The sequence below is a fragment of the Enterobacter cloacae complex sp. 385G4 genome, from assembly GCF_057320665.1.
On sequence record NZ_JBXWDD010000001.1, the window covers coordinates 1,370,900 to 1,391,796 of the forward strand.

14 protein-coding genes and 1 pseudogene are annotated in these 20,897 nt (G+C 59.1%); 13 read left to right on the plus strand and 2 right to left on the minus strand.

Translation table 11 applies throughout. The features are described from left to right. Positions 1–40 precede the first annotated feature (40 nt). The 10 genes and pseudogenes from AC2FAJ_RS06760 (at position 41) to yegS (ending at position 15,561) form a co-directional block, all read left to right on the plus strand. Positions 41–1,243, plus strand: coding sequence for an MdtA/MuxA family multidrug efflux RND transporter periplasmic adaptor subunit (locus AC2FAJ_RS06760; protein ID WP_485453950.1), 1,203 nt, complete (start codon positions 41–43; stop codon positions 1,241–1,243). Continuing rightward, positions 1,243–4,365 carry an MdtB/MuxB family multidrug efflux RND transporter permease subunit gene (locus AC2FAJ_RS06765; protein WP_485453951.1) on the plus strand — a complete coding sequence of 1,041 codons (3,123 nt, stop codon included), beginning with the start codon at positions 1,243–1,245 and terminating at the stop codon, positions 4,363–4,365. Before AC2FAJ_RS06760 ends, AC2FAJ_RS06765 begins: the two co-directional genes overlap by 1 nt. Next, positions 4,366–7,443: a multidrug efflux RND transporter permease subunit MdtC gene (mdtC, locus tag AC2FAJ_RS06770; protein WP_485453952.1), complete on the plus strand. Its 3,078-nt coding sequence runs from the start codon at positions 4,366–4,368 to the stop codon at positions 7,441–7,443. Next, positions 7,444–8,859: a multidrug transporter subunit MdtD gene (mdtD, locus tag AC2FAJ_RS06775; protein ID WP_485453953.1), complete on the plus strand. Its 1,416-nt coding sequence runs from the start codon at positions 7,444–7,446 to the stop codon at positions 8,857–8,859. Continuing rightward, positions 8,856–10,259 carry an envelope stress sensor histidine kinase BaeS gene (baeS, locus tag AC2FAJ_RS06780; RefSeq protein WP_041909090.1) on the plus strand — a complete coding sequence of 468 codons (1,404 nt, stop codon included), beginning with the start codon at positions 8,856–8,858 and terminating at the stop codon, positions 10,257–10,259. The genes mdtD and baeS overlap by 4 nt, the downstream gene beginning before the upstream one ends. After that, on the plus strand, positions 10,256–10,978 hold the full coding sequence (gene baeR, locus AC2FAJ_RS06785) for an envelope stress response regulator BaeR (RefSeq protein WP_047363139.1): 723 nt from the start codon (positions 10,256–10,258) through the stop codon (positions 10,976–10,978). Before baeS ends, baeR begins: the two co-directional genes overlap by 4 nt. Before the next feature lie 168 nt (positions 10,979–11,146). Further along, on the plus strand, positions 11,147–12,508 hold the full coding sequence (gene trhP / locus AC2FAJ_RS06790) for a prephenate-dependent tRNA uridine(34) hydroxylase TrhP (protein WP_008500866.1): 1,362 nt from the start codon (positions 11,147–11,149) through the stop codon (positions 12,506–12,508). Positions 12,509–12,923: 415 nt separating this feature from the next. Further along, positions 12,924–13,888, plus strand: a pseudogene (ssp4, locus tag AC2FAJ_RS06795) (Ssp4 family T6SS effector). 61 nt (positions 13,889–13,949) lie between these two features. Then, positions 13,950–14,501 (plus strand): hypothetical protein, encoded by a 552-nt coding sequence (locus AC2FAJ_RS06800; RefSeq protein ID WP_041911991.1) that lies wholly within the window; start codon positions 13,950–13,952, stop codon positions 14,499–14,501. Between the two features lie 160 nt (positions 14,502–14,661). Continuing rightward, the gene (gene yegS / locus AC2FAJ_RS06805; RefSeq protein WP_047363137.1) at positions 14,662–15,561 is read left to right on the plus strand and encodes a lipid kinase YegS; all 900 of its coding nucleotides are present in this window, start codon (positions 14,662–14,664) and stop codon (positions 15,559–15,561) included. 68 nt (positions 15,562–15,629) lie between these two features. Here the strand turns inward: yegS and fbaB are convergent, their stop codons facing one another. Further along, positions 15,630–16,682, minus strand: coding sequence for a class I fructose-bisphosphate aldolase (gene fbaB / locus AC2FAJ_RS06810; RefSeq protein ID WP_008500869.1), 1,053 nt, complete (start codon positions 16,680–16,682; stop codon positions 15,630–15,632). A gap of 250 nt (positions 16,683–16,932) precedes the next feature. Here fbaB and AC2FAJ_RS06815 point away from each other — a divergent pair, with 250 nt between their 5' ends. Genes AC2FAJ_RS06815 through AC2FAJ_RS06825 form a run of 3 tightly spaced genes read left to right on the plus strand, consistent with a single transcriptional unit; the run spans position 16,933 to position 20,161 of the window. Continuing rightward, positions 16,933–18,210, plus strand: coding sequence for a nucleoside permease (locus AC2FAJ_RS06815; protein WP_028013818.1), 1,278 nt, complete (start codon positions 16,933–16,935; stop codon positions 18,208–18,210). Then, a complete protein-coding gene (locus AC2FAJ_RS06820) occupies positions 18,207–19,211 on the plus strand; it encodes an ADP-ribosylglycohydrolase family protein (protein ID WP_045629844.1) in 1,005 nt (334 codons plus the stop codon). Before AC2FAJ_RS06815 ends, AC2FAJ_RS06820 begins: the two co-directional genes overlap by 4 nt. Continuing rightward, positions 19,208–20,161 carry a PfkB family carbohydrate kinase gene (locus AC2FAJ_RS06825; RefSeq protein ID WP_047363134.1) on the plus strand — a complete coding sequence of 318 codons (954 nt, stop codon included), beginning with the start codon at positions 19,208–19,210 and terminating at the stop codon, positions 20,159–20,161. The genes AC2FAJ_RS06820 and AC2FAJ_RS06825 overlap by 4 nt, the downstream gene beginning before the upstream one ends. Here the strand turns inward: AC2FAJ_RS06825 and AC2FAJ_RS06830 are convergent. Beyond that, positions 20,135–20,881: a GntR family transcriptional regulator gene (locus AC2FAJ_RS06830; RefSeq protein WP_028013821.1), complete on the minus strand. Its 747-nt coding sequence runs from the start codon at positions 20,879–20,881 to the stop codon at positions 20,135–20,137. The genes AC2FAJ_RS06825 and AC2FAJ_RS06830 overlap by 27 nt on opposite strands. Between the last annotated feature and the right edge of the window lie 16 nt (positions 20,882–20,897).

The window sequence follows — 20,897 nt, forward strand, 5'->3', positions numbered from 1 at the left end:
GTATCATTCCCCGAAGTATTCAGGATGAGAACGTATAACGATGAAAGGCAGTAACAAATCCCGCTGGGCAATCGCCGCTGGCATCATTGTGGTGGTCCTTGCCGCCGCCTGGTACTGGCACAGTCAATCTGCGAACTCCGCCGCTCCCGCTGGCGCCAGCAGCCAGGCCCAGCGCCCGGCTGGCGGCGGCCGTCACGGCATGCGCGGCGGCGCGCTGGCACCGGTTCAGGCGGCGACGGCGGTGAGCAAAGCCGTTCCGCGTTATCTGACGGGGCTCGGAACCATCACCGCCGCCAACACCGCCACGGTGCGCAGCCGCGTTGACGGTCAGCTCATCGCAATCCACTTCCAGGAAGGTCAGCAGGTCAAAGCGGGCGATCTGCTGGCGGAAATCGACCCGAGCCAGTTTAAAGTCGCCCTCGCTCAGGCGCAGGGGCAGCTCGCGAAAGACAAAGCCACCCTCGCCAACGCCCGTCGCGATCTGGCGCGCTACCAGCAGCTGGTGAAAACCAACCTCGTTTCTCGTCAGGAGCTGGACACCCAGCAGTCGCTGGTCAGCGAAACGCTGGGCACCATCAAAGCCGACGAGGCCGCCGTCGCCAGCGCGCAGCTGCAGCTGGACTGGAGCCGCATCACCGCGCCGATTGACGGACGCGTGGGCCTGAAGCAGGTCGATATCGGTAACCAGATCTCCAGCGGCGACACCACGGGCATCGTGGTGATCACCCAGACCCACCCGATTGATTTAGTCTTTACCCTGCCGGAAAGCGATATCGCAACCGTCATGCAGGCGCAAAAAGCCGGCAAAGGCCTGGTGGTGGAAGCCTGGGACCGCACCAACAAGCAGAAGCTGAGCGAGGGTTCCCTGCTTAGTCTGGACAACCAGATCGATACCACCACCGGCACCATCAAGCTGAAGGCGCGCTTTAACAACCAGGACGATGCTCTCTTCCCGAACCAGTTCGTCAACGCGCGAATGCTGGTCGCTACCGAAGAGAACGCGGTAGTGATCCCCACCGCAGCGCTGCAGATGGGTAACGAAGGAAGCTTTGTCTGGGTGCTGAACAGCGACAATAAAGTGAGCAAGCATCTGGTGAAAACCGGGATTCAGGACAGCCAGACGGTGGTCATCAGCGCCGGGCTTTCCGCCGGCGACCGCGTGGTCACCGACGGCATCGACCGTCTCACCGAAGGCGCGAAAGTTGAGGTGGTTGAACCTGCGAAACAGGGAGCGACCTCCTGATGCAGGTTATGCCCCCGAGCTCTACAGGTGGGCCGTCACGCCTGTTTATCCTCCGCCCTGTCGCCACCACGCTGTTGATGTTGGCGATCCTGCTGGCCGGGATCATTGGCTACCGCTTCCTGCCCGTGTCGGCGCTGCCGGAGGTGGATTATCCAACGATTCAGGTTGTCACTCTCTATCCTGGCGCCAGCCCGGACGTGGTGACGTCCGCCATTACCGCCCCGCTGGAGCGCCAGTTTGGCCAGATGTCTGGGTTAAAACAGATGTCCTCCCAGAGTTCCGGCGGGGCATCCGTCGTGACGCTGCAGTTCCAGCTAACGCTGTCACTGGACGTCGCCGAGCAGGAAGTGCAGGCCGCCATCAACGCCGCCACCAACCTGCTGCCGTCGGACCTGCCTAACCCGCCGGTCTACAGCAAGGTGAACCCGGCGGATCCGCCGATCATGACGCTGGCCGTCACCTCCTCCGCCATGCCGATGACCCAGGTCGAAGACATGGTCGAAACTCGCGTGGCGCAGAAGATTTCTCAGGTCTCCGGCGTCGGCCTCGTCACGCTGGCGGGCGGCCAGCGCCCGGCCGTGCGCGTGAAGCTTAACGCACAGGCGATTGCCGCGCTGGGGCTGACCAGCGAAACCATCCGCACCGCCATCAGCAGTGCCAACGTCAACTCGGCGAAAGGCTCGCTGGACGGCCCGACCCGTGCGGTCACCCTCTCGGCAAACGACCAGATGCAGTCCGCCGACGAATACCGTCAGCTGATTGTGGCCTACCAGAACGGCGCGCCTATCCGCCTGGGCGATGTCGCCACCGTGGAACAAGGCGCGGAAAACAGCTGGCTCGGCGCGTGGGCGAACAAGCAGCAGGCGATCGTGATGAACGTGCAGCGCCAGCCGGGCGCCAACATCATCGAAACCGCCGACAGCATCCGCACCATGCTGCCGCAGCTGATTGAAAGCCTGCCGAAATCGGTCAGCGTAAAAGTCCTTTCCGACCGCACCACCAACATTCGTGCGTCGGTCACCGACACCCAGTTCGAGCTGATGCTGGCGATTGCGCTGGTGGTAATGATCATTTACCTGTTCCTGCGCAACGTTCCGGCAACCATTATCCCCGCCGTCGCCGTGCCGCTCTCGCTGGTCGGGACCTTTGCGGTGATGGTGTTCCTCGACTTTTCGATTAACAACCTGACGCTGATGGCGCTCACCATCGCCACCGGGTTCGTGGTGGATGATGCCATCGTCGTTATCGAGAACATCTCGCGCTATATCGAGAAAGGTGAAAAGCCGCTGGCCGCCGCGCTGAAGGGCGCAGGGGAAATCGGCTTTACCATTATCTCGCTGACCTTCTCGCTGATTGCGGTGCTGATCCCGCTACTGTTTATGGGCGACATCGTCGGGCGGCTGTTCCGCGAGTTTGCCGTGACGCTGGCGGTCGCCATTTTGATCTCTGCCGTGGTGTCGCTGACCCTGACGCCGATGATGTGTGCCCGCATGCTGAGCCACGAATCCCTGCGCAAGCAAAACCGCTTCTCCCGCGCCTCCGAGCGGATGTTCGAGCGAATTATTGCCGCCTACGGTCGCGTGCTGGCGAAAGTGCTGAACCATCCGTGGGCAACGCTTGGCGTGGCGCTGGGCACGCTGGCGCTCAGCGTAATGCTGTGGATTTTTATTCCGAAAGGTTTCTTCCCCATCCAGGACAACGGCATTATTCAGGGCACGCTTCAGGCTCCGCAGTCGGTCTCCTTCGCTAACATGGCGCAGCGCCAGCAGCAGGTGTCTGAGATCATCATGAAAGACCCGGCGGTGGAGAGCCTGACGTCCTACGTGGGGGTGGATGGCACCAATCCGTCGCTCAACAGCGCGCGTCTGCAGATCAACCTCAAGCCGCTGGATGAGCGCGACGACCGCGTGAACGCCGTCATCGAGCGCCTGCAAAGCGCCGTGACCCGCGTGCCGGGCGTTGAGCTTTACCTGCAGCCGATTCAGGATTTGACCATTGATACCCAGGTCAGCCGCACGCAGTATCAGTTCACGCTCCAGGCTACGTCGCTTGACGCCCTCAGCACCTGGGTGCCGCAGCTGGTTGAAAAACTTAACACCCTGCCGCAGCTCGCCGACGTCAGCAGCGACTGGCAGGACAAGGGGCTGGCGGCCTACGTCAACGTTAACCGCGACACCGCCAGCCGTCTGGGCATCACCATGTCTGATGTGGACAACGCCCTGTACAACGCCTTCGGGCAGCGCCTGATCTCCACCATCTACACCCAGGCGAACCAGTACCGCGTGGTGCTGGAGCACAACACCGAGCACACCCCCGGCCTGGCCGGCCTGGACTCGGTGCGCCTGACCAGCAAAGACGGCGGCATTGTGCCGCTGAGCGCCATCGCCACGGTGGAGGAGCGCTATACCCCGCTGTCGATTAACCACCTGGATCAGTTCCCGTCCACCACCATTTCCTTCAACGTGCCGGACGGTTACTCGCTGGGCGAGGCGGTGGAAGCCATCCAGGCTGCTGAAAAAGCGCTCAGCTTCCCGTCCGACATTCAGACCCAGTTCCAGGGCAGCACCCTGGCGTTCCAGGCCGCGCTGGGCAACACCGTCTGGCTGATCGTCGCGGCGGTCGTGGCGATGTACATCGTGCTTGGCGTACTGTACGAAAGTTTTATCCACCCAATCACCATCCTCTCTACCCTGCCAACGGCGGGCGTGGGGGCGCTGCTGGCATTGATGCTGGCGGGCAGCGAGCTGGACGTTATTGCCATCATCGGCATCATCCTGCTTATCGGGATCGTGAAGAAAAACGCCATCATGATGATCGACTTTGCGCTGGCCGCCGAGCGCGAGCAGGGCATGTCGCCGCGCGATGCCATCTTCCAGGCCTGCCTGCTGCGTTTCCGTCCGATCCTGATGACCACGCTGGCCGCCCTGTTGGGCGCGCTGCCGCTGATGCTCAGCACCGGCGTCGGCGCGGAGCTGCGCCGCCCGCTGGGTATCGGTATGGTCGGGGGCCTGCTGGTGAGTCAGGTGCTGACGCTCTTCACCACGCCGGTGATCTATCTGCTGTTTGACCGCCTGGCGCTGTGGACCAAAAGCCGTTTCCCGAAACGTGAAGAGGAGGCGTAAGTGAAGTTTTTCGCCCTCTTCATTTACCGTCCGGTGGCGACGATTTTACTCTCCGTCGCCATTACCCTGTGCGGCGTGCTGGGCTTCCGGCTGCTGCCAGTAGCCCCCCTGCCGCAGGTGGATTTCCCGGTGATCATGGTCAGCGCCTCGCTGCCGGGTGCGTCACCGGAGACCATGGCCTCGTCCGTTGCCACGCCGCTGGAGCGTTCTCTTGGGCGGATTGCGGGGGTCAACGAGATGACCTCCAGCAGCTCGCTGGGCAGCACGCGCATCATTCTGGAATTCAGCTTCGACCGGGATATTAACGGTGCCGCCCGTGACGTGCAGGCGGCCATTAACGCCGCGCAAAGCCTTCTGCCGAGCGGGATGCCGAGCCGTCCGACCTACCGCAAGGCCAATCCGTCCGACGCGCCAATCATGATCCTGACGCTGACCTCGGACACCTATTCTCAGGGGCAGCTGTACGATTTTGCGTCGACCCAGCTGGCGCAGACGATTTCACAAATCAACGGCGTGGGTGACGTGAGCGTTGGCGGCAGTTCTCTGCCCGCCGTGCGCGTGGGCCTGAACCCGCAGGCGCTGTTCAACCAGGGCGTGTCGCTGGACGACGTGCGCTCCGCCATCAGCAGCGCCAACGTGCGTAAACCGCAGGGGGCGATTGAGGACGGCAGCCACCGCTGGCAGATCCAGACCAACGACGAGCTAAAAACCGCCGCGGAATACCAGCCGCTGATTATTCACTACAACAACGGCGCGGCGGTACGCCTGAGCGACGTCGCCAGCGTCACCGACTCGGTGCAGGACGTGCGCAACGCCGGGATGACCAACGCTAAACCGGCCATCCTGCTGATGATCCGCAAGCTGCCGGAGGCGAACATTATTGAGACGGTGAACAGCATTCGCGCCCGCCTCCCGGAGCTGCAGGAGACCATCCCGGCAGCAATCGATCTGCAGATTGCCCAGGATCGCTCCCCGACCATCCGCGCCTCGCTTGAAGAGGTGGAGCAAACGCTGATTATCTCCGTCGCGCTGGTGATCCTGGTGGTGTTCCTGTTCCTGCGCTCCGGCCGCGCGACGCTGATCCCGGCGGTGGCCGTGCCGGTGTCGCTGATTGGGACATTTGCCGCCATGTACCTGTGCGGCTTTAGCCTTAACAACCTGTCGCTGATGGCCCTGACGATTGCGACGGGCTTCGTAGTGGATGACGCCATCGTGGTACTGGAGAATATTTCCCGCCACCTTGAAGCGGGCGTGAAACCGCTGCAGGCCGCGCTGCAGGGCACGCGCGAGGTGGGCTTTACGGTACTTTCCATGAGCCTGTCGCTGGTGGCGGTCTTCCTGCCGCTGCTGCTGATGGGCGGGCTGCCGGGCAGGCTGCTGCGGGAGTTTGCCGTCACGCTCTCGGTCGCCATCGGGATTTCGCTGGTGGTTTCCCTGACGCTGACGCCGATGATGTGCGGCTGGATGCTCAAGCGCAGCAAGCCTCACTCGCAGCCGCGCCGCAAAGGCTTTGGTCGTTTTCTGATGGCGATGCAGGAAGGCTACGGCAAATCGCTGAAGTGGGTGCTGAACCATACGCGGCTGGTCGGCCTGGTGCTGATCGCCACCATTGGGCTCAACGTCTGGATGTACATCACCATCCCTAAAACCTTCTTCCCGGAGCAGGACACCGGCGTGCTGATGGGCGGCATCCAGGCGGACCAGAGCATTTCATTCCAGGCGATGCGCGGCAAGCTGCAGGACTTTATGGAGATCATTCGTGAGGATCCGGCTGTAGACAACGTCACTGGCTTTACCGGCGGCTCGCGCGTTAACAGCGGGATGATGTTCATTACCCTTAAGCCGCGCGGCGAGCGCAACGAAACGGCGCAGCAGGTGATTGACCGCCTGCGTGTGAAGCTCGCCAAAGAGCCGGGCGCAAACCTGTTTTTGATGGCCGTTCAGGATATCCGCGTCGGCGGGCGGCAGGCGAACGCCAGCTACCAGTACACGTTGCTCTCGGATGATTTAGCCGCCCTGCGCGAGTGGGAGCCGAAGATCCGTAAGGCGCTGGCCGCCCTGCCGGAACTGGCGGACGTGAACTCCGATCAGCAGGACAACGGCGCGGAGATGGCCCTGACCTACGACCGTGAAACCATGTCGCGGCTGGGCATCAACGTTGAAGCCGCCAACAGCCTGCTAAATAACGCCTTCGGCCAGCGGGAGATCTCCACCATCTATCAGCCGATGAACCAGTATAAGGTGGTGATGGAGGTCGACCCGCGCTACATCCAGGACATCAGCGCGCTGGATAAAATGTTTGTGATTAACAGCGACGGCAAGGCGATTCCGCTCTCCTACTTTGCCAGCTGGCGGCCAGCCAACGCGCCGCTGTCGGTGAACCATCAGGGGCTGTCGGCGGCGTCGACCATCTCCTTTAACCTGCCCGCCGGTTCGTCGCTTTCCGAGGCCAGCGACGCGATCAACCGCGCGATGACGCAGCTTGGCGTGCCGTCCACCGTGCGCGGCAGCTTTGCCGGGACCGCGCAGGTGTTCCAGGAGACGATGAACTCGCAGGTGATTTTGATCCTGGCGGCCATTGCCACGGTCTATATTGTGCTGGGCGTCCTGTATGAGAGCTACGTTCACCCGCTGACCATCCTCTCTACGCTGCCGTCGGCGGGCGTGGGGGCGCTGCTTGCGCTGGAGCTGTTTGGCGCGCCGTTCAGCCTGATCGCGCTTATCGGAATTATGCTGTTAATCGGCATCGTAAAGAAAAACGCCATCATGATGGTGGACTTTGCGCTGGACGCCCAGCGCAACGGCAACCTCTCGCCGGAAGAGGCGATCTTCCAGGCCTGCCTGCTGCGTTTTCGTCCAATCATGATGACCACCCTGGCGGCGCTGTTTGGCGCACTGCCGCTGGTTATCTCGGGCGGAGACGGCTCAGAGCTGCGCCAGCCGCTGGGGATCACCATCGTCGGCGGCCTGGTGATGAGCCAACTGCTGACGCTGTACACCACGCCGGTGGTCTATCTGTTCTTCGACCGCCTGCGGCTGCGCTTTTCGCGTAAAAACAGAGAAACGGTAAACGGGTAAATGACTGAGCTTCCCAGCAACGTTCGCTGGCAATTGTGGATAGTCGCCTTCGGCTTCTTTATGCAGTCGCTGGATACGACCATCGTTAACACCGCCCTCCCCTCGATGGCGAAAAGCCTGGGGGAGAGCCCGCTGCATATGCATATGGTAATTGTCGCCTACGTGCTGACGGTTGCGGTGATGCTGCCCGCCAGCGGCTGGCTGGCGGACAAAGTGGGCGTGCGGAATATCTTCTTTACCGCCATCGTGCTGTTTACCGCTGGCTCGCTGTTTTGCGCCCAGGCCAGCACCCTCGATCAGCTGGTGACGGCGCGCGTGCTGCAGGGCGTCGGCGGGGCGATGATGGTGCCCGTCGGGCGGTTAACGGTGATGAAGATTGTGCCACGCGAGCAGTACATGGCGGCCATGACCTTCGTCACCCTGCCCGGTCAGGTGGGGCCGCTGCTGGGCCCGGCGCTGGGCGGGATGCTGGTGGAGTACGCCTCCTGGCACTGGATCTTCTTGATCAATCTGCCGGTGGGCATCATCGGCGCCATCGCCACCCTGACGCTGATGCCGAACTACAAAATGCAGACCCGACGTTTTGATTTCTTCGGCTTTATTCTGCTGGCGGCAGGCATGGCCACGCTCACCCTGGCGCTCGACGGGCAAAAGGGGCTGGGCATTTCGTCCCTGACGCTGGGCGTTCTGGTTGCCCTCGGCCTTACCGCCATTGGATGGTATTGGTGGCACGCTCGCGGGAATGACCAGGCGCTGTTCAGCCTGAATCTGTTTAAAAACCCTACCTACCGTCTTGGCCTGTTCGGCAGCTTCGCCGGACGTATCGGCAGCGGCATGCTGCCGTTTATGACGCCCGTGTTTCTGCAAATTGGCATGGGGTTTTCGCCGTTCCACGCGGGCCTGATGATGATCCCGATGGTGCTCGGGAGCATGGGGATGAAGCGCATCGTGGTGCAGGTGGTGAACCGCTTTGGCTACCGTCACGTGCTGGTGGCCGCCACGCTGGGGCTGTCGCTGGTCAGCCTGCTGTTTATGACCGTGGCGCTGATGGGCTGGTACTACATCCTGCCGCTGGTGCTGTTCTGCCAGGGGATGGTCAACTCCATGCGCTTCTCGTCGATGAATACCCTCACGCTGAAAGACCTGCCGGACGATCTGGCGAGCAGCGGCAACAGCCTCCTGTCGATGATCATGCAGCTCTCCATGAGCGTCGGCGTGACCATCGCGGGTTTACTGCTCGGCATGTACGGCCAGCACCATCTCAGCGTCGACACGCCGGTGGCGCATCAGGTCTTTCTATATACCTATATCAGCATGGCGGTGATTATCGCCCTGCCCGCCGTCATCTTTGCCCGAGTGCCGGATGATACCAGCAAGAACGTCGTGATTAGGCGCGGCAAAAGGAGTGGCTCATGAAATTCTGGCGTCCGGGTATTACCGGCAAGCTCTTCGTGGCGATCTTCGCCACCTGTATCGTCCTGCTGATCACTATGCACTGGGCGGTGCGGATCAGCTTTGAGCGCGGTTTTATTGATTACATTAAGCATGGCAACGAGCAGCGTTTACAGGGCTTAAGCGATGCGCTGAGTGAACAGTACGCCCAGCACGGCAACTGGCGTTTTCTGCGCAATAACGACCGCTTTATTTTCCAGATCCTGCGCTCGCTCGAGCACGACACCGGTGACGATCGCCCGGGGCCGGGCATGCCGCCGCACGGCTGGCGCACCCAGTTCTGGGTAATCGATCAGGATATGCGCACGCTGGTTGGGCCGCGCGCGCCGATACCGCCGGACGGCACCCGCCGGGCGATTAAGGTGAATAACGCGACCGTCGGCTGGGTTATCGCCTCACCGGTGGAGCGCCTGACGCGCAACACCGATATCAACTTTGACCGCCAGCAGCGCCGGACCAGCTGGCTGATCGTCGCTCTCTCCACCCTGCTCGCCGCGCTCGCCACCTTCCCGCTGGCGCGCGGTCTGCTCGCGCCGGTGAAACGGCTGGTGGAAGGCACGCACAAGCTGGCCGCCGGGGATTTCACCACCCGCGTCGACACCCGCAGCCAGGACGAACTGGGCAAGCTGGCGCAGGACTTTAACCAACTCGCCAGCACGCTTGAGAAAAACCAGCAGATGCGCCGCGACTTTATGGCCGATATTTCCCACGAGCTGCGCACCCCGCTGGCGGTGCTGCGCGGTGAGCTCGAGGCCATTCAGGACGGCGTGCGCCAGTTTACGCCCGAATCGGTGGCCTCCCTGCAGGCGGAGGTGGGCACGCTCACCAAGCTGGTGGACGATCTCCACCAGCTTTCCATGTCCGACGAAGGCGCACTGGCCTACCAGAAGGCGCCCGTCGATGTGATTAACGTGCTCGAAGTTGCCAGCGGCGCCTTCCGGGAACGGTTTGCCAGCCGCAACCTGAAAATCGACCTCTCCCTGCCGGACAGCGCGGTGGTATTTGGGGACAAAGACCGGCTGATGCAGCTGTTCAACAACCTGCTGGAGAACAGCCTGCGCTACACCGACAGCGGTGGCGGGCTGCATATCTCCGGCAGGCAGGACAACGGACGCTTCGCCCTCACCTTCGCCGATTCCGCCCCCGGCGTGCAGGACGCGCAGCTGGAAAAATTGTTCGAGCGCTTTTACCGCACCGAAGGCTCCCGCAACCGCGCCAGCGGCGGTTCCGGCCTGGGGCTGGCGATTTGCGTTAACATCGTCGAGGCGCATAATGGCACCATTCGCGCCGCCCATTCGCCTTTTGGCGGGGTTAGCATTACAGTAGAGTTACCTCTGGAACGGGATTTATCGAGAGAAGTATGACCGAGTTACCGATTGACGAAAACACGCCGCGCATTTTGATCGTCGAAGATGAACCCAAGCTGGGACAACTGCTGATCGACTATTTACGCGCGGCCAGCTATGCCCCGTCACTGATCAGCCACGGCGACCAGGTGCTGCCGTACGTGCGCCAGACTCCGCCGGATCTTATCCTGCTGGATTTAATGCTGCCTGGCGTTGATGGCCTGACCCTGTGCCGGGAAATTCGTCGCTTCTCCGACGTGCCTATCGTGATGGTTACCGCCAAAATTGAAGAGATTGACCGCCTGCTGGGGCTCGAAATTGGCGCGGACGACTACATCTGCAAGCCCTACAGCCCGCGTGAGGTAGTGGCCCGCGTGAAAACCATTCTGCGCCGCTGCAGGCCGCAGCGCGAGCTTCAGATGCTGGACGCCGAAAGCCCGCTGATTGTGGATGAGAGCCGCTTCCAGGCGAGCTGGCGCAGCAAGCTGCTGGACCTCACCCCTGCGGAGTTCCGCCTGCTGAAAACCCTCTCCCACGAGCCGGGAAAAGTCTTCTCACGCGAACAGCTGCTGAACCACCTGTACGACGATTACCGCGTGGTGACCGATCGCACCATCGACAGCCACATCAAAAACCTGCGCCGCAAGCTGGAGGCGCTGGACGCCGAGCAGTCGTTTATTCGCGCGGTGTACGGCGTGGGATATCGCTGGGAAGCGGATGCGTGCAGGATTGCCTAGCTAGCCGCTGGTTAATCCAGGCCGGGTAAGGCGAAGCCGCCACCCGGCACAATAACTTTACCTCCCTGCCCCGCAGCGCTACAATGCCCGCCCTTAAAGTGGGGGATCTCCCCTTACCGCTGCACCTGGTGCACGCGGATCTGACCTGTCATCAGAACGAGAACAAACATGTTTAAACCGGAACTCCTTTCCCCGGCGGGAACGCTGCAAAATATGCGTTACGCTTTCGCCTATGGCGCCGACGCCGTGTATGCGGGCCAGCCACGCTACTCGCTGCGCGTGCGTAACAACGAATTCAACCACGAGAACCTGCAGCTCGGCATCAACGAGGCGCATGCTCTGGGTAAAAAATTCTACGTGGTGGTCAACATCGCGCCGCACAACGCCAAGCTGAAAACGTTCATCCGCGACCTGAAGCCGGTGGTGGATATGGGGCCGGACGCGCTGATCATGTCGGACCCGGGTTTAATCATGCTGGTTCGGGAGAACTTCCCGGAAATGGACATTCACCTCTCCGTGCAGGCCAACGCCGTCAACTGGGCGACGGTGAAGTTCTGGAAGCAGATGGGGCTGACCCGCGTCATTCTGTCCCGCGAGCTTTCCCTCGAAGAGATCGAAGAGATCCGCACCCAGGTGCCGGACATGGAAATTGAAATCTTCGTTCACGGCGCGCTGTGCATGGCCTACTCCGGCCGCTGCCTGCTCTCTGGCTATATCAACAAGCGCGACCCGAACCAGGGCACCTGCACCAACGCCTGCCGCTGGGAATATAACGTTCAGGAAGGCAAAGAGGATGACATCGGCAACATCGTCCACAAGCATGAGCCGATCCCGGTAACCAACGTTGAGCCAACGCTGGGCATCGGCGCGCCAACCGACAGCGTGTTTATGATTGAAGAAGCCAAACGTCCGGGCGAGTACATGACCGCCTTTGAAGACGAGCACGGCACCTACATCATGAACTCAAAAGATCTGCGCGCCATCGCCCACGTTGAGCGCCTGACGCAGATGGGCGTGCACTCTCTGAAGATCGAAGGCCGCACCAAATCCTATTACTACTGCGCGCGTACCGCGCAGGTGTACCGCAAAGCCATCGACGATGCGGCGGCCGGTAAACCGTTCGATACCAGCCTGCTGGAAACCCTGGAAGGCCTGGCGCACCGCGGCTATACCGAAGGCTTCCTGCGCCGCCATACCCACGACGACTACCAGAACTACGAGCATGGCTACTCCGTTTCCGAGCGCCAGCAGTTTGTCGGCGACTTCACCGGCGAGCGCAAAGGCGCGCTGGCGGCGGTGGCGGTGAAAAACAAGTTCACCAAAGGCGACAGCCTGGAGCTGATGACCCCGCAGGGCAACATGAACTTCACGCTGGAGCATCTGGAAAACGGCAAAGGCGAAGCGATTGAGGTTGCGCCGGGCGACGGGCATACCGTCTGGCTGCCGGTTCCGGAAGAAGTGGAGCTGAAGTTCGCGCTGCTGATGCGTAACTTCAACGGTGAAAGCACACGTAATCCACACGGCAAATAGTCAATCAGGGAAATTTTTTCGCGCTGGGATAATTCTTAGAATCGGATCACATACCGCTTCGTTCAATACGGGTATTATCCCCCCGCTGAAAAACATAACCCATAAATGCTAGCTGTACCAGGAACCACCTCCTTAGCCTGCGTAATCTCCCTTACGCGGGCTTATTTTTTGCCGCATTTAGTCCACTTATTAAAAATCAAATTGCGTAGACCCACCAATTGAAGGGTGTTGATTCGTGATAGCGTCTGCTGGAAAATCTTTTCGAGAATCGGGCAGGTATACGAGATTCATCACAACTTTTAATGGATCTGGCGGGATGGTGCATTATTCGGATTATTCCTAATTCCGGTCTACAACATGCCCTTTACTCTTGATTTCTTGACGATATACGATTTCACATGGATGGAGAGACGACATGACATTTGCTGGTCAGATTTCAAAGGATTTTCCGGATTATGAACTCGCACGTAGTCTGGGTCTTGCCTCCGGCGGGGATATAAATTTCACCGCCCTTGCCAATCAGTTGGACTGTAGCCGTAACTTTAGCCAGGTTGGGATCATCTACTCAGACGGTGCGCGTCAGTGGTTAGTAAGACCCTCAAGGCGGATTGCGACACCAAACGAAAGCTCGGTAAGCCATGTCGTCATCACTAAAGTAAATGCTCATCAAATAATCCCATCCAGGCAACGACGACGACGATTCAGTCACCGTCATTAGCGACTGAAATAGGTTCTACGGCGATTTCTTGCGGAGCCGCCATTCTTAATGTCGTCCTTGCTGCAGGCGCAGGTATGGCCATTCCTCTCACCGCAGGTTCTTCCGGTGCTGTTGCCGCTGTGATTGTCGCAGGCGGTGTAGCAACAGGAATTCAGTGTGCAAACGGGCTTGGCCGCTTGTCACTTATTGCCATGAATCATAATGACTATGTTGCCTGGATGGACTCCCAGGAGTGGTATACCGCAACCAATACTGCTCTGGATGCGATTTCACTTGCCGGGGCAGCTGCAGGTCTAAAAAGCGCTGTATTAACCTACCGCCTTCTTAATCGCTCGACGTCTGAAAGTTTACTCTCGTTATTACAAAAAATGAGCCGAGCGGACCGCACGCGGTTAACGGAGGAGATCATTCGTATCCGAAATCCCGGGATCTCGAATTCAGGGGTTAAGGCGGCAATGAAAGCTGGGGTTTACCCTAAACGTTATCCATCGGAAGCGCTGCAGTTGCTCTTACAGCGAGAGCTGTTGAATGCTATTTCAAACTCCTCAGCATTTGTTGGAAGTGCTCTCTCGGGTACAATCCGGAATCCTCAGAATATTACACAATCTGGTAAATACGTTTTTGGTCTGATTCAGTCTTTTTCATTTACAGGAAGTTATTGACCCGGACATGATAAATTACATCAAGAAGAGCCTTGCATTAAGTACTGTGATAACAGGTGAAATGGCGACTGACGATTGTCAACGGCTTGAATCATTGAAAGATCGCTTAAAAGATCAGCACGGTGTTCCTGTGGGTGTACATATGACTGGCATACCCTTAGCAATAAGTACCTTACTCAGTATTTTTTGCTACGCTATGCTACAAGTTTCTGTCTGGATGTTGCTATTTCGCTTGATCGGCTTACCTGAATTTCAAGTAATGATGGGTGTATTCCTTGGAGCAGTGGTGTATTGCATGGTTGTGATGTGCACGATGTTTTTAACTGCCAGAGGGTCATTGACGGGATTTAAACTGCATATTTCTGTCATTACACTGACTGGCTTGATGAGCATCGTTTATTTTATCTGGACGTGGGTTTCGCTTTTATTCAGCTCTGTAGAGAATTACACACCGCAAATAACTTCATTATTAGGGTTGGGATTTTTCTGCTTGAATATCGTGTGGATGAATACATCGGTCTTTTACCGTTCAATTGCGCTAACGCTACATAATCGGGTTTGGCGTAAGCAGCTGAAAATTGAGAACAGGAACATGACAGGGCTCAAACGTTGACAGCAAGAGTCAATTGAGAGACTGGCCTATAAAAGGTAAACGCCTCAAAGGGGGATACCCCCCTTTCCGCAGCCATATTTTTGTCTTTCATCCTGTTCTTACCCGCTTTTTTCCTCTCTGCTATACACTCTTATTAACGCTAAAAAAGGGAGCAGCGCGGATGGCAACCTATCCAGACAGTTTATTGATTCTCAATGGCAAAAGTGCAGGCAACGATCCGTTGCGTCAGGCGATTATGGGTTTGCGTGACGACGGCGCACGTATCCACGTGCGCGTGACGTGGGAAAAAGGCGACGCGGCACGCTATATCAACGAAGGCTTAGCGTTAGGTATCAGCACCATCATTTCCGGCGGCGGCGATGGCACCATCAATGAGATCGCCTCTGCGCTCATCGACCTGCCACCGTCAGATCGCCCGGTGATGGGCATTTTACCACTCGGCACCGCCAATGATTTTGCCACCAGCGCCGGGATCCCGGAAGATTTAGAGAAGGCGCTTCAGCTGGCGATCCTCGGCAAAGCCACCGCCGTGGATATCGCCCAGGTGAATGACAAAACCTGCTTTATCAATATGGCGACGGGTGGATTCGGCACGCGCATTACCAGCGAAACGCCGGAAAAACTGAAGGCGGCGCTGGGCGGCGTGTCGTACCTGATCCACGGATTGATGCGTATGGACACCCTCAAGCCGGACCGATGCGAAATTCGCGGTGAGGATTTTCAGTGGCAGGGTGACGCGCTGGTGATTGGGATTGGCAACGGACGTCAGGCAGGCGGCGGACAGCAGCTCTGCCCGGAGGCGCTGATTAACGATGGTCAGCTACAGCTGCGCATTTTCACCGGCGACGGTCTGCTGCCCGCGCTGTTTACCACGCTGACGCAGCCGGAAGAGAGCCCGAATATCATTGACGGTAAATCGGCGTGGTTCGAGGTGAATGCTCCGCACGGGATGACGTTTAACCTCGACGGAGAGCCGCTTAGCGGGACGCAGTTCCGCATTGAGGTATTGCCCGGCGCGCTGGAGTGCAGGCTGCCGCCGGACTGTGTGCTTTTGCGCTGATGTTTCACACGGTGCGCGATGATGCCCTCACCCCAACCCTCTCCCACAGGGAGAGGGAGATGGAGACGTCAGGCAATTGTGACTTTACTGTCCAGATAGACGTCCTGAACCGCATTGATCAGCTTCACACCGTCGGCCATTGATTTCTTGAACGCCTTACGGCCAAGGATCAGCCCCATGCCGCCCGCGCGTTTGTTGATAACTGCCGTACGCACCGCGTCTGACAGGTCAGTATCGCCGCCCGCCGCGCCGCCGGAGTTAATCAGCCCTGCACGCCCCATATAGCAGTTCGCCAGCTGGTAGCGCACCAGGTCGATCGGGTTATCGCTGGTCAGCTTGCTGTAAACGCGATCGTCGGTGTAGCCAAAGTTCACCGCCTTATAGCCACCGTTATTCTCCGCCATTTTCTGCTTCACGATGTCCGCGCCGATGGTGGCCGCCAGATGGTTCGCCTGGCCGGTCAGATCGGCGGAGACGTGGTAATCCACCCCGTCTTTTTTGAACGCCGAGTTACGCAGGTACGCCCACAGCACGGTCACCATGCCCAGCTCGTGCGCGCGCTCAAACGCTGCGGAGATCTCTTCAATCTGACGACGGGACTGTTCAGAGCCGAAGTAAATCGTCGCCCCGACGGCCACCGCCCCCATGTTGAACGCCTGCTCGACGCTGGCGTAGAGGGTCTGGTCATACTCGGTGGGGTAGCTGAGAGTTTCATTGTGATTCAGCTTCACGAGGAACGGAATGCGGTGGGCATAGCGACGCGAAACCGAAGCCAGCACGCCGTAGGTGGAGGCTACACAGTTACAGCCCGCTTCAATCGCCAGCTCAACAATGTTCTTCGGATCGAAGTAAAGCGGGTTCGCCGCGAAAGAGGCGCCCGCCGAGTGCTCAACGCCCTGGTCCACGGGCAGAATAGAGAGATACCCGGTACCGCCGAGCCGTCCGGTATTGTAGAGGGTCTGCATGTTTCGCAGAACCGCAGGCGGACGGTTGTTATCCACCATCACGCGGTCAACGTAGTCGTGACCAGGCAGGTAAAGCTGGTCGGCTGGAATGGTCATACAACGATGCTGTAAAAGGCTGTCGGCGTCTTTGCCAAGCAACTGCGCAATATCAGTCATGTGATACTCCCGTAAATCCGACGTCGTGTCGGTGTGTGTTTATCCAGTCCCATCTTTTATGGGCAGACTAAGCCTGGTACCGACTTAACAGATTTTCCACCATATGCATTTTTTTTCAGCACAATCTGCTGGCTCGATTCGTGTACAACAAAACTGTTATATTGATCAAACAATCGCCACAAAGGTATTTAAAAGGTATTATTGAGTGGTATGTTAAAGGCGTACCTTATCTGACATGCAGGATTAAATAATGAAAACGAAAGTCCAACTGTCATTCATGATGTTTGTTGAATGGTTTATCTGGGGCGCGTGGTTTGTGCCATTGTGGCTGTGGCTGAGCAAAAGCGGGTTTACCGCCGGGGAAATTGGCTGGTCTTACGCCTGTACCGCGATTGCCGCGATCCTCTCTCCTATCCTGGTCGGCTCGCTGACGGACCGCTTCTTCGCCGCGCAGAAAGTGCTGTCGGTGCTGATGTTCGCCGGCGCGATCCTGATGTACTTCGCCGCGCAGCAAACCCAGTTCAGTACCTTCTTCCCGCTGCTGCTGGTCTATTCCCTGACCTATATGCCGACCATCGCGCTGACCAATAGCATTGCCTTCGCGAACGTAGACGACGTTGAGGCTGATTTCCCGCGTATCCGCGTGATGGGCACTATCGGCTGGATCGCCTCGGGGCTGGCGTGCGGGTTCCTGCCACAGATGCTCGGCTACAGCGATATTTCCGATACCAATATTCCGCTGCTGATGACCGCAGCCAGCTCCGCCCTGCTCGGCGTCTTTGCCCTGTTCCTGCCGAACACGCCGCCGAAAAGTACCGGCAAGCTGGATTTCAAAGTGATGCTGGGGCTGGATGCGCTGGTCCTGCTGCGCGACAAAAACTTCCTGGTGTTCTTCTTCTGCTCGTTCCTGTTCGCCATGCCGCTGGCCTTCTACTACATCTTCGCCAACGGCTATCTCACCGAAGTGGGGATGAAAAACGCCACCGGCTGGATGACGCTCGGCCAGTTCTCTGAAATCTTCTTTATGCTCGCCCTGCCGTTCTTTACCAAACGCTTTGGTATTAAGAAGGTCTTGCTGCTGGGCCTGATTACCGCCGCCATCCGCTACGGCTTCTTCGTTTACGGCGGTGCGGAGCAGTACTTCACCTACGCCCTGCTGTTCCTCGGCATCCTGCTGCACGGCGTGAGCTATGACTTCTACTACGTGACCGCGTACATCTACGTGGATAAAAAAGCGCCGGTGCACATGCGCACCGCCGCGCAAGGCCTGATTACGCTGTGCTGTCAGGGGTTTGGTAGCCTGCTGGGTTACCGCCTGGGCGGCGTGATGATGGAAAAAATGTTCGCTTACAAAGAGCCGGTGAATGGGCTGACCTTCAACTGGGCCGGAATGTGGACATTTGGTGCAGTCATGATTGCCGTGATTGCCGTGCTGTTTATGCTGTTTTTCCGCGAATCGGATAAAGAGATCACCGCAATTGAGGTGGTTGATGGCGATACCGCGCTGACACAAGGGGAAGTTAAATGAAACAAGACCGTATTCTCGGGGCCCTTTACGGCCAGGCGTTAGGGGATGCGATGGGCATGCCGTCGGAGCTGTGGCCGAGAAAGCGCGTCAAGGCGCACTTCGGCTGGATCGACCGCTTTTTACCCGGCCCGGCAGAGAATAACGCGGCCTGCTATTTCAAACAGGCAGAGTTCACCGATGACACCTCGATGGCGCTGTGCCTGGCCGATGCGATCATCGAGTGCGACGGGGAGATTAACGCGGAGGTTATCGGCAAGCATATCCTGAACTGGGCGCTTGATTTCGACGCGTTTAACAAGAACGTGCTCGGCCCGACCTCGAAAATCGCGCTTAACGCGATTCGTGACGGGAAGCCGGTCAGCGAGCTGGACAACAACGGCGTGACTAACGGGGCGGCGATGCGCGCCTCCCCGCTGGGCTGCCTGCTCCCGGCGACGCGGCTGGAGCACTTTGTGGACCAGGTGGCGCAGGCCTCCAGCCCGACGCATAAATCGGATCTCGCCATTGCCGGCGCGGTGGTGATTGCCTGGGCGGTTTCCCGCGCCATCGATGGGGAACGCTGGCAGAACATCGTCGATGCCCTGCCGGGGATCGCCCGCTATGCGCAGGAGGCGAAAACCACCACCTTCAGCGCGTCGCTCGCGGCACGCATTGAGCTGGCGCTTAAAACCGTGCGGGACGCCAACGGCATCGACTCCGCCAGCGAGCAGATTTATCAGCTCACTGGCGCAGGTACCAGCACCATTGAGTCCGTTCCGGCAGCCATCGCGATGGTTGAGCTGGCGGGAACCGACCCGAACCGCTGCGCCATTTTATGCGCCAATCTGGGTGGCGATACCGACACCATTGGCGCGATGGCGACGGCCATCTGCGGCGCGCTCCACGGCGTGCAGGCCATTGACCCGGCGCTGAAGGCCGAGCTCGACGCCGTTAATCAGCTCGATTTCGGTCACTACTGTGAAAAACTGCTGCACTTCAGGGAGCAAAGGGAGGGCGTATGAATGCATTTGCCCAACGTCTCGACACCCTGCACGCCACGCGCCCGGTGACGGTGTTGGGCGCGGCGGTGATTGACGTCATCGCCGACGCCTACGCCCTGCCCTGGCGCGGGTGTGATATCGAGCTTAAACAGCAGGGGGTGAATATCGGCGGCTGCGCGCTGAATATCGCCATCGCCCTGAAACGGCTCGGCATTGCGGCGCAAAACGCCCTTCCCGTCGGCCACGGCGTGTGGGCGGATATTATTCGTAACGCGATGGCGAAGCAGGATCTGCACAGCGCCGTGGAGGCTGAAACCGGCGACAACGGCTGGTGTCTGGCGCTGGTGGAGCCTGACGGCGAGCGCACCTTTATGTCCTTTAGCGGCGTCGAGAACCAGTGGCAGCAGCGCTGGCTTGACGAGCTAAACGTCCCGCAAAACAGCCTGGTTTATCTCTCCGGCTACCAGCTGGCCTCGCCGTGCGGCGAGCTGCTTACGGGCTGGCTTGAAGGGCTGGAGGACGTGACGGCGCTTATCGATTTCGGCCCACGCATCGCGGATATCCCCGACGCGCTGATGGCGCGGATTATGGCCTGCAGGCCGATCGTGTCGCTTAATCGTCAGGAAGCGGAGCTCGCTGCTGAAAGGCTGGGCGTTGAGGCTGAAAACCTGGGCGAGGAGTGGCAGCAGCGCTTCGGCGCCGCGCTGATTGTGCGGCATGATAAAGACGGTGCTGCCTGGTATGACGGCGACGCATCGGGCGTTGTTCCGGCGTTTCCCGCCACGGTAGTGGACACCATTGGCGCTGGCGACAGCCACGCGGGCGGCACGCTTGCCGGGCTGGCGGCGGATTGGTCGCTGGCAGACGCCGTTCTGCTGGGGAATGCCGTGGCGTCCTGGGTGGTGAGCCATCGCGGCGGCGACTGCGCGCCCACTCGTGAGGAATTACTCCTCGCACACAAAGACGTATAGGTCGCTGCGACAGTAGCTGATGCTGTACTCAATCGGCCGGTGCTGCTGGTCAAGCGCAACCTGCTTGATCACCAGCACCGGTATTTTTTCGTCCATCTTAATGTGCGCCTGAAACTCGCTGTCCGGCATGCGGGCGCTGACCCGTGAACGGGTGCGCTGCGGGAAGATATTCTGACTACGGAAGTAGTCGTACAGCGAAATCCCTATCGCATCCGGTTCGGGAATGAGCCCGACCGGCACCCAGGACTCTTCAATCGACACCGCATCGTCGTCCACATAGCGAATACGCTTCAGCAAAAAGACGTCGCTGTTCGGCTCCAGCGACAGGTGGCCCGCCACCTCTTCCGGGCATTTCACCACGCGTTTATTGACCCACAGCGTATTAGGCGTTTTACCGCGCAGCACCACCTGCTGAGAGAACCCGCGCGCTTCCTTGAGCGAGTATTCGAAGATGTTGTTAATTTGCGTGCCGTAACCCCGGGCACGCGTGACAACGCCCTCGGCTTCCAGCGCCTGCATCGCTTTGCGCACGGTGATCCGCGACACGCCGGTTAACTGGCTCAGATCGCGCTCGCCGGGCAAAATGTTCCCGTGCTCCAGCACGCCGCTGCGCACCGCGTTTTTTACCGTTTCGGCAAATTTCAGGTACAGCGGCGTGTTGTCAGGCGCGGCGATCCGTTCAGTCAGTTGAGCGATTAACCGGGTATGCGCTTGTTCCATCTCTGTTTTCTCAGGC

Bases quoted from the DNA above. Each gene is read 5' to 3' on its own strand.
- AC2FAJ_RS06760 (WP_485453950.1), top strand. From the start codon at position 41: ATGAAAGGCAGTAACAAATCCCGCTGGGCAATCGCCGCTGGCATCATT.
- AC2FAJ_RS06765 (WP_485453951.1), top strand. From the start codon at position 1,243: ATGCAGGTTATGCCCCCGAGCTCTACAGGTGGGCCGTCACGCCTGTTT.
- mdtD (WP_485453953.1), top strand. From the start codon at position 7,444: ATGACTGAGCTTCCCAGCAACGTTCGCTGGCAATTGTGGATAGTCGCC.
- baeS (WP_041909090.1), top strand. From the start codon at position 8,856: ATGAAATTCTGGCGTCCGGGTATTACCGGCAAGCTCTTCGTGGCGATC.
- baeR (WP_047363139.1), top strand. From the start codon at position 10,256: ATGACCGAGTTACCGATTGACGAAAACACGCCGCGCATTTTGATCGTC.
- trhP (WP_008500866.1), top strand. From the start codon at position 11,147: ATGTTTAAACCGGAACTCCTTTCCCCGGCGGGAACGCTGCAAAATATG.
- AC2FAJ_RS06800 (WP_041911991.1), top strand. From the start codon at position 13,950: ATGGCGACTGACGATTGTCAACGGCTTGAATCATTGAAAGATCGCTTA.
- yegS (WP_047363137.1), top strand. From the start codon at position 14,662: ATGGCAACCTATCCAGACAGTTTATTGATTCTCAATGGCAAAAGTGCA.
- fbaB (WP_008500869.1), bottom strand. From the start codon at position 16,682: ATGACTGATATTGCGCAGTTGCTTGGCAAAGACGCCGACAGCCTTTTA.
- AC2FAJ_RS06815 (WP_028013818.1), top strand. From the start codon at position 16,933: ATGAAAACGAAAGTCCAACTGTCATTCATGATGTTTGTTGAATGGTTT.
- AC2FAJ_RS06820 (WP_045629844.1), top strand. From the start codon at position 18,207: ATGAAACAAGACCGTATTCTCGGGGCCCTTTACGGCCAGGCGTTAGGG.
- AC2FAJ_RS06825 (WP_047363134.1), top strand. From the start codon at position 19,208: ATGAATGCATTTGCCCAACGTCTCGACACCCTGCACGCCACGCGCCCG.
- AC2FAJ_RS06830 (WP_028013821.1), bottom strand. From the start codon at position 20,881: ATGGAACAAGCGCATACCCGGTTAATCGCTCAACTGACTGAACGGATC.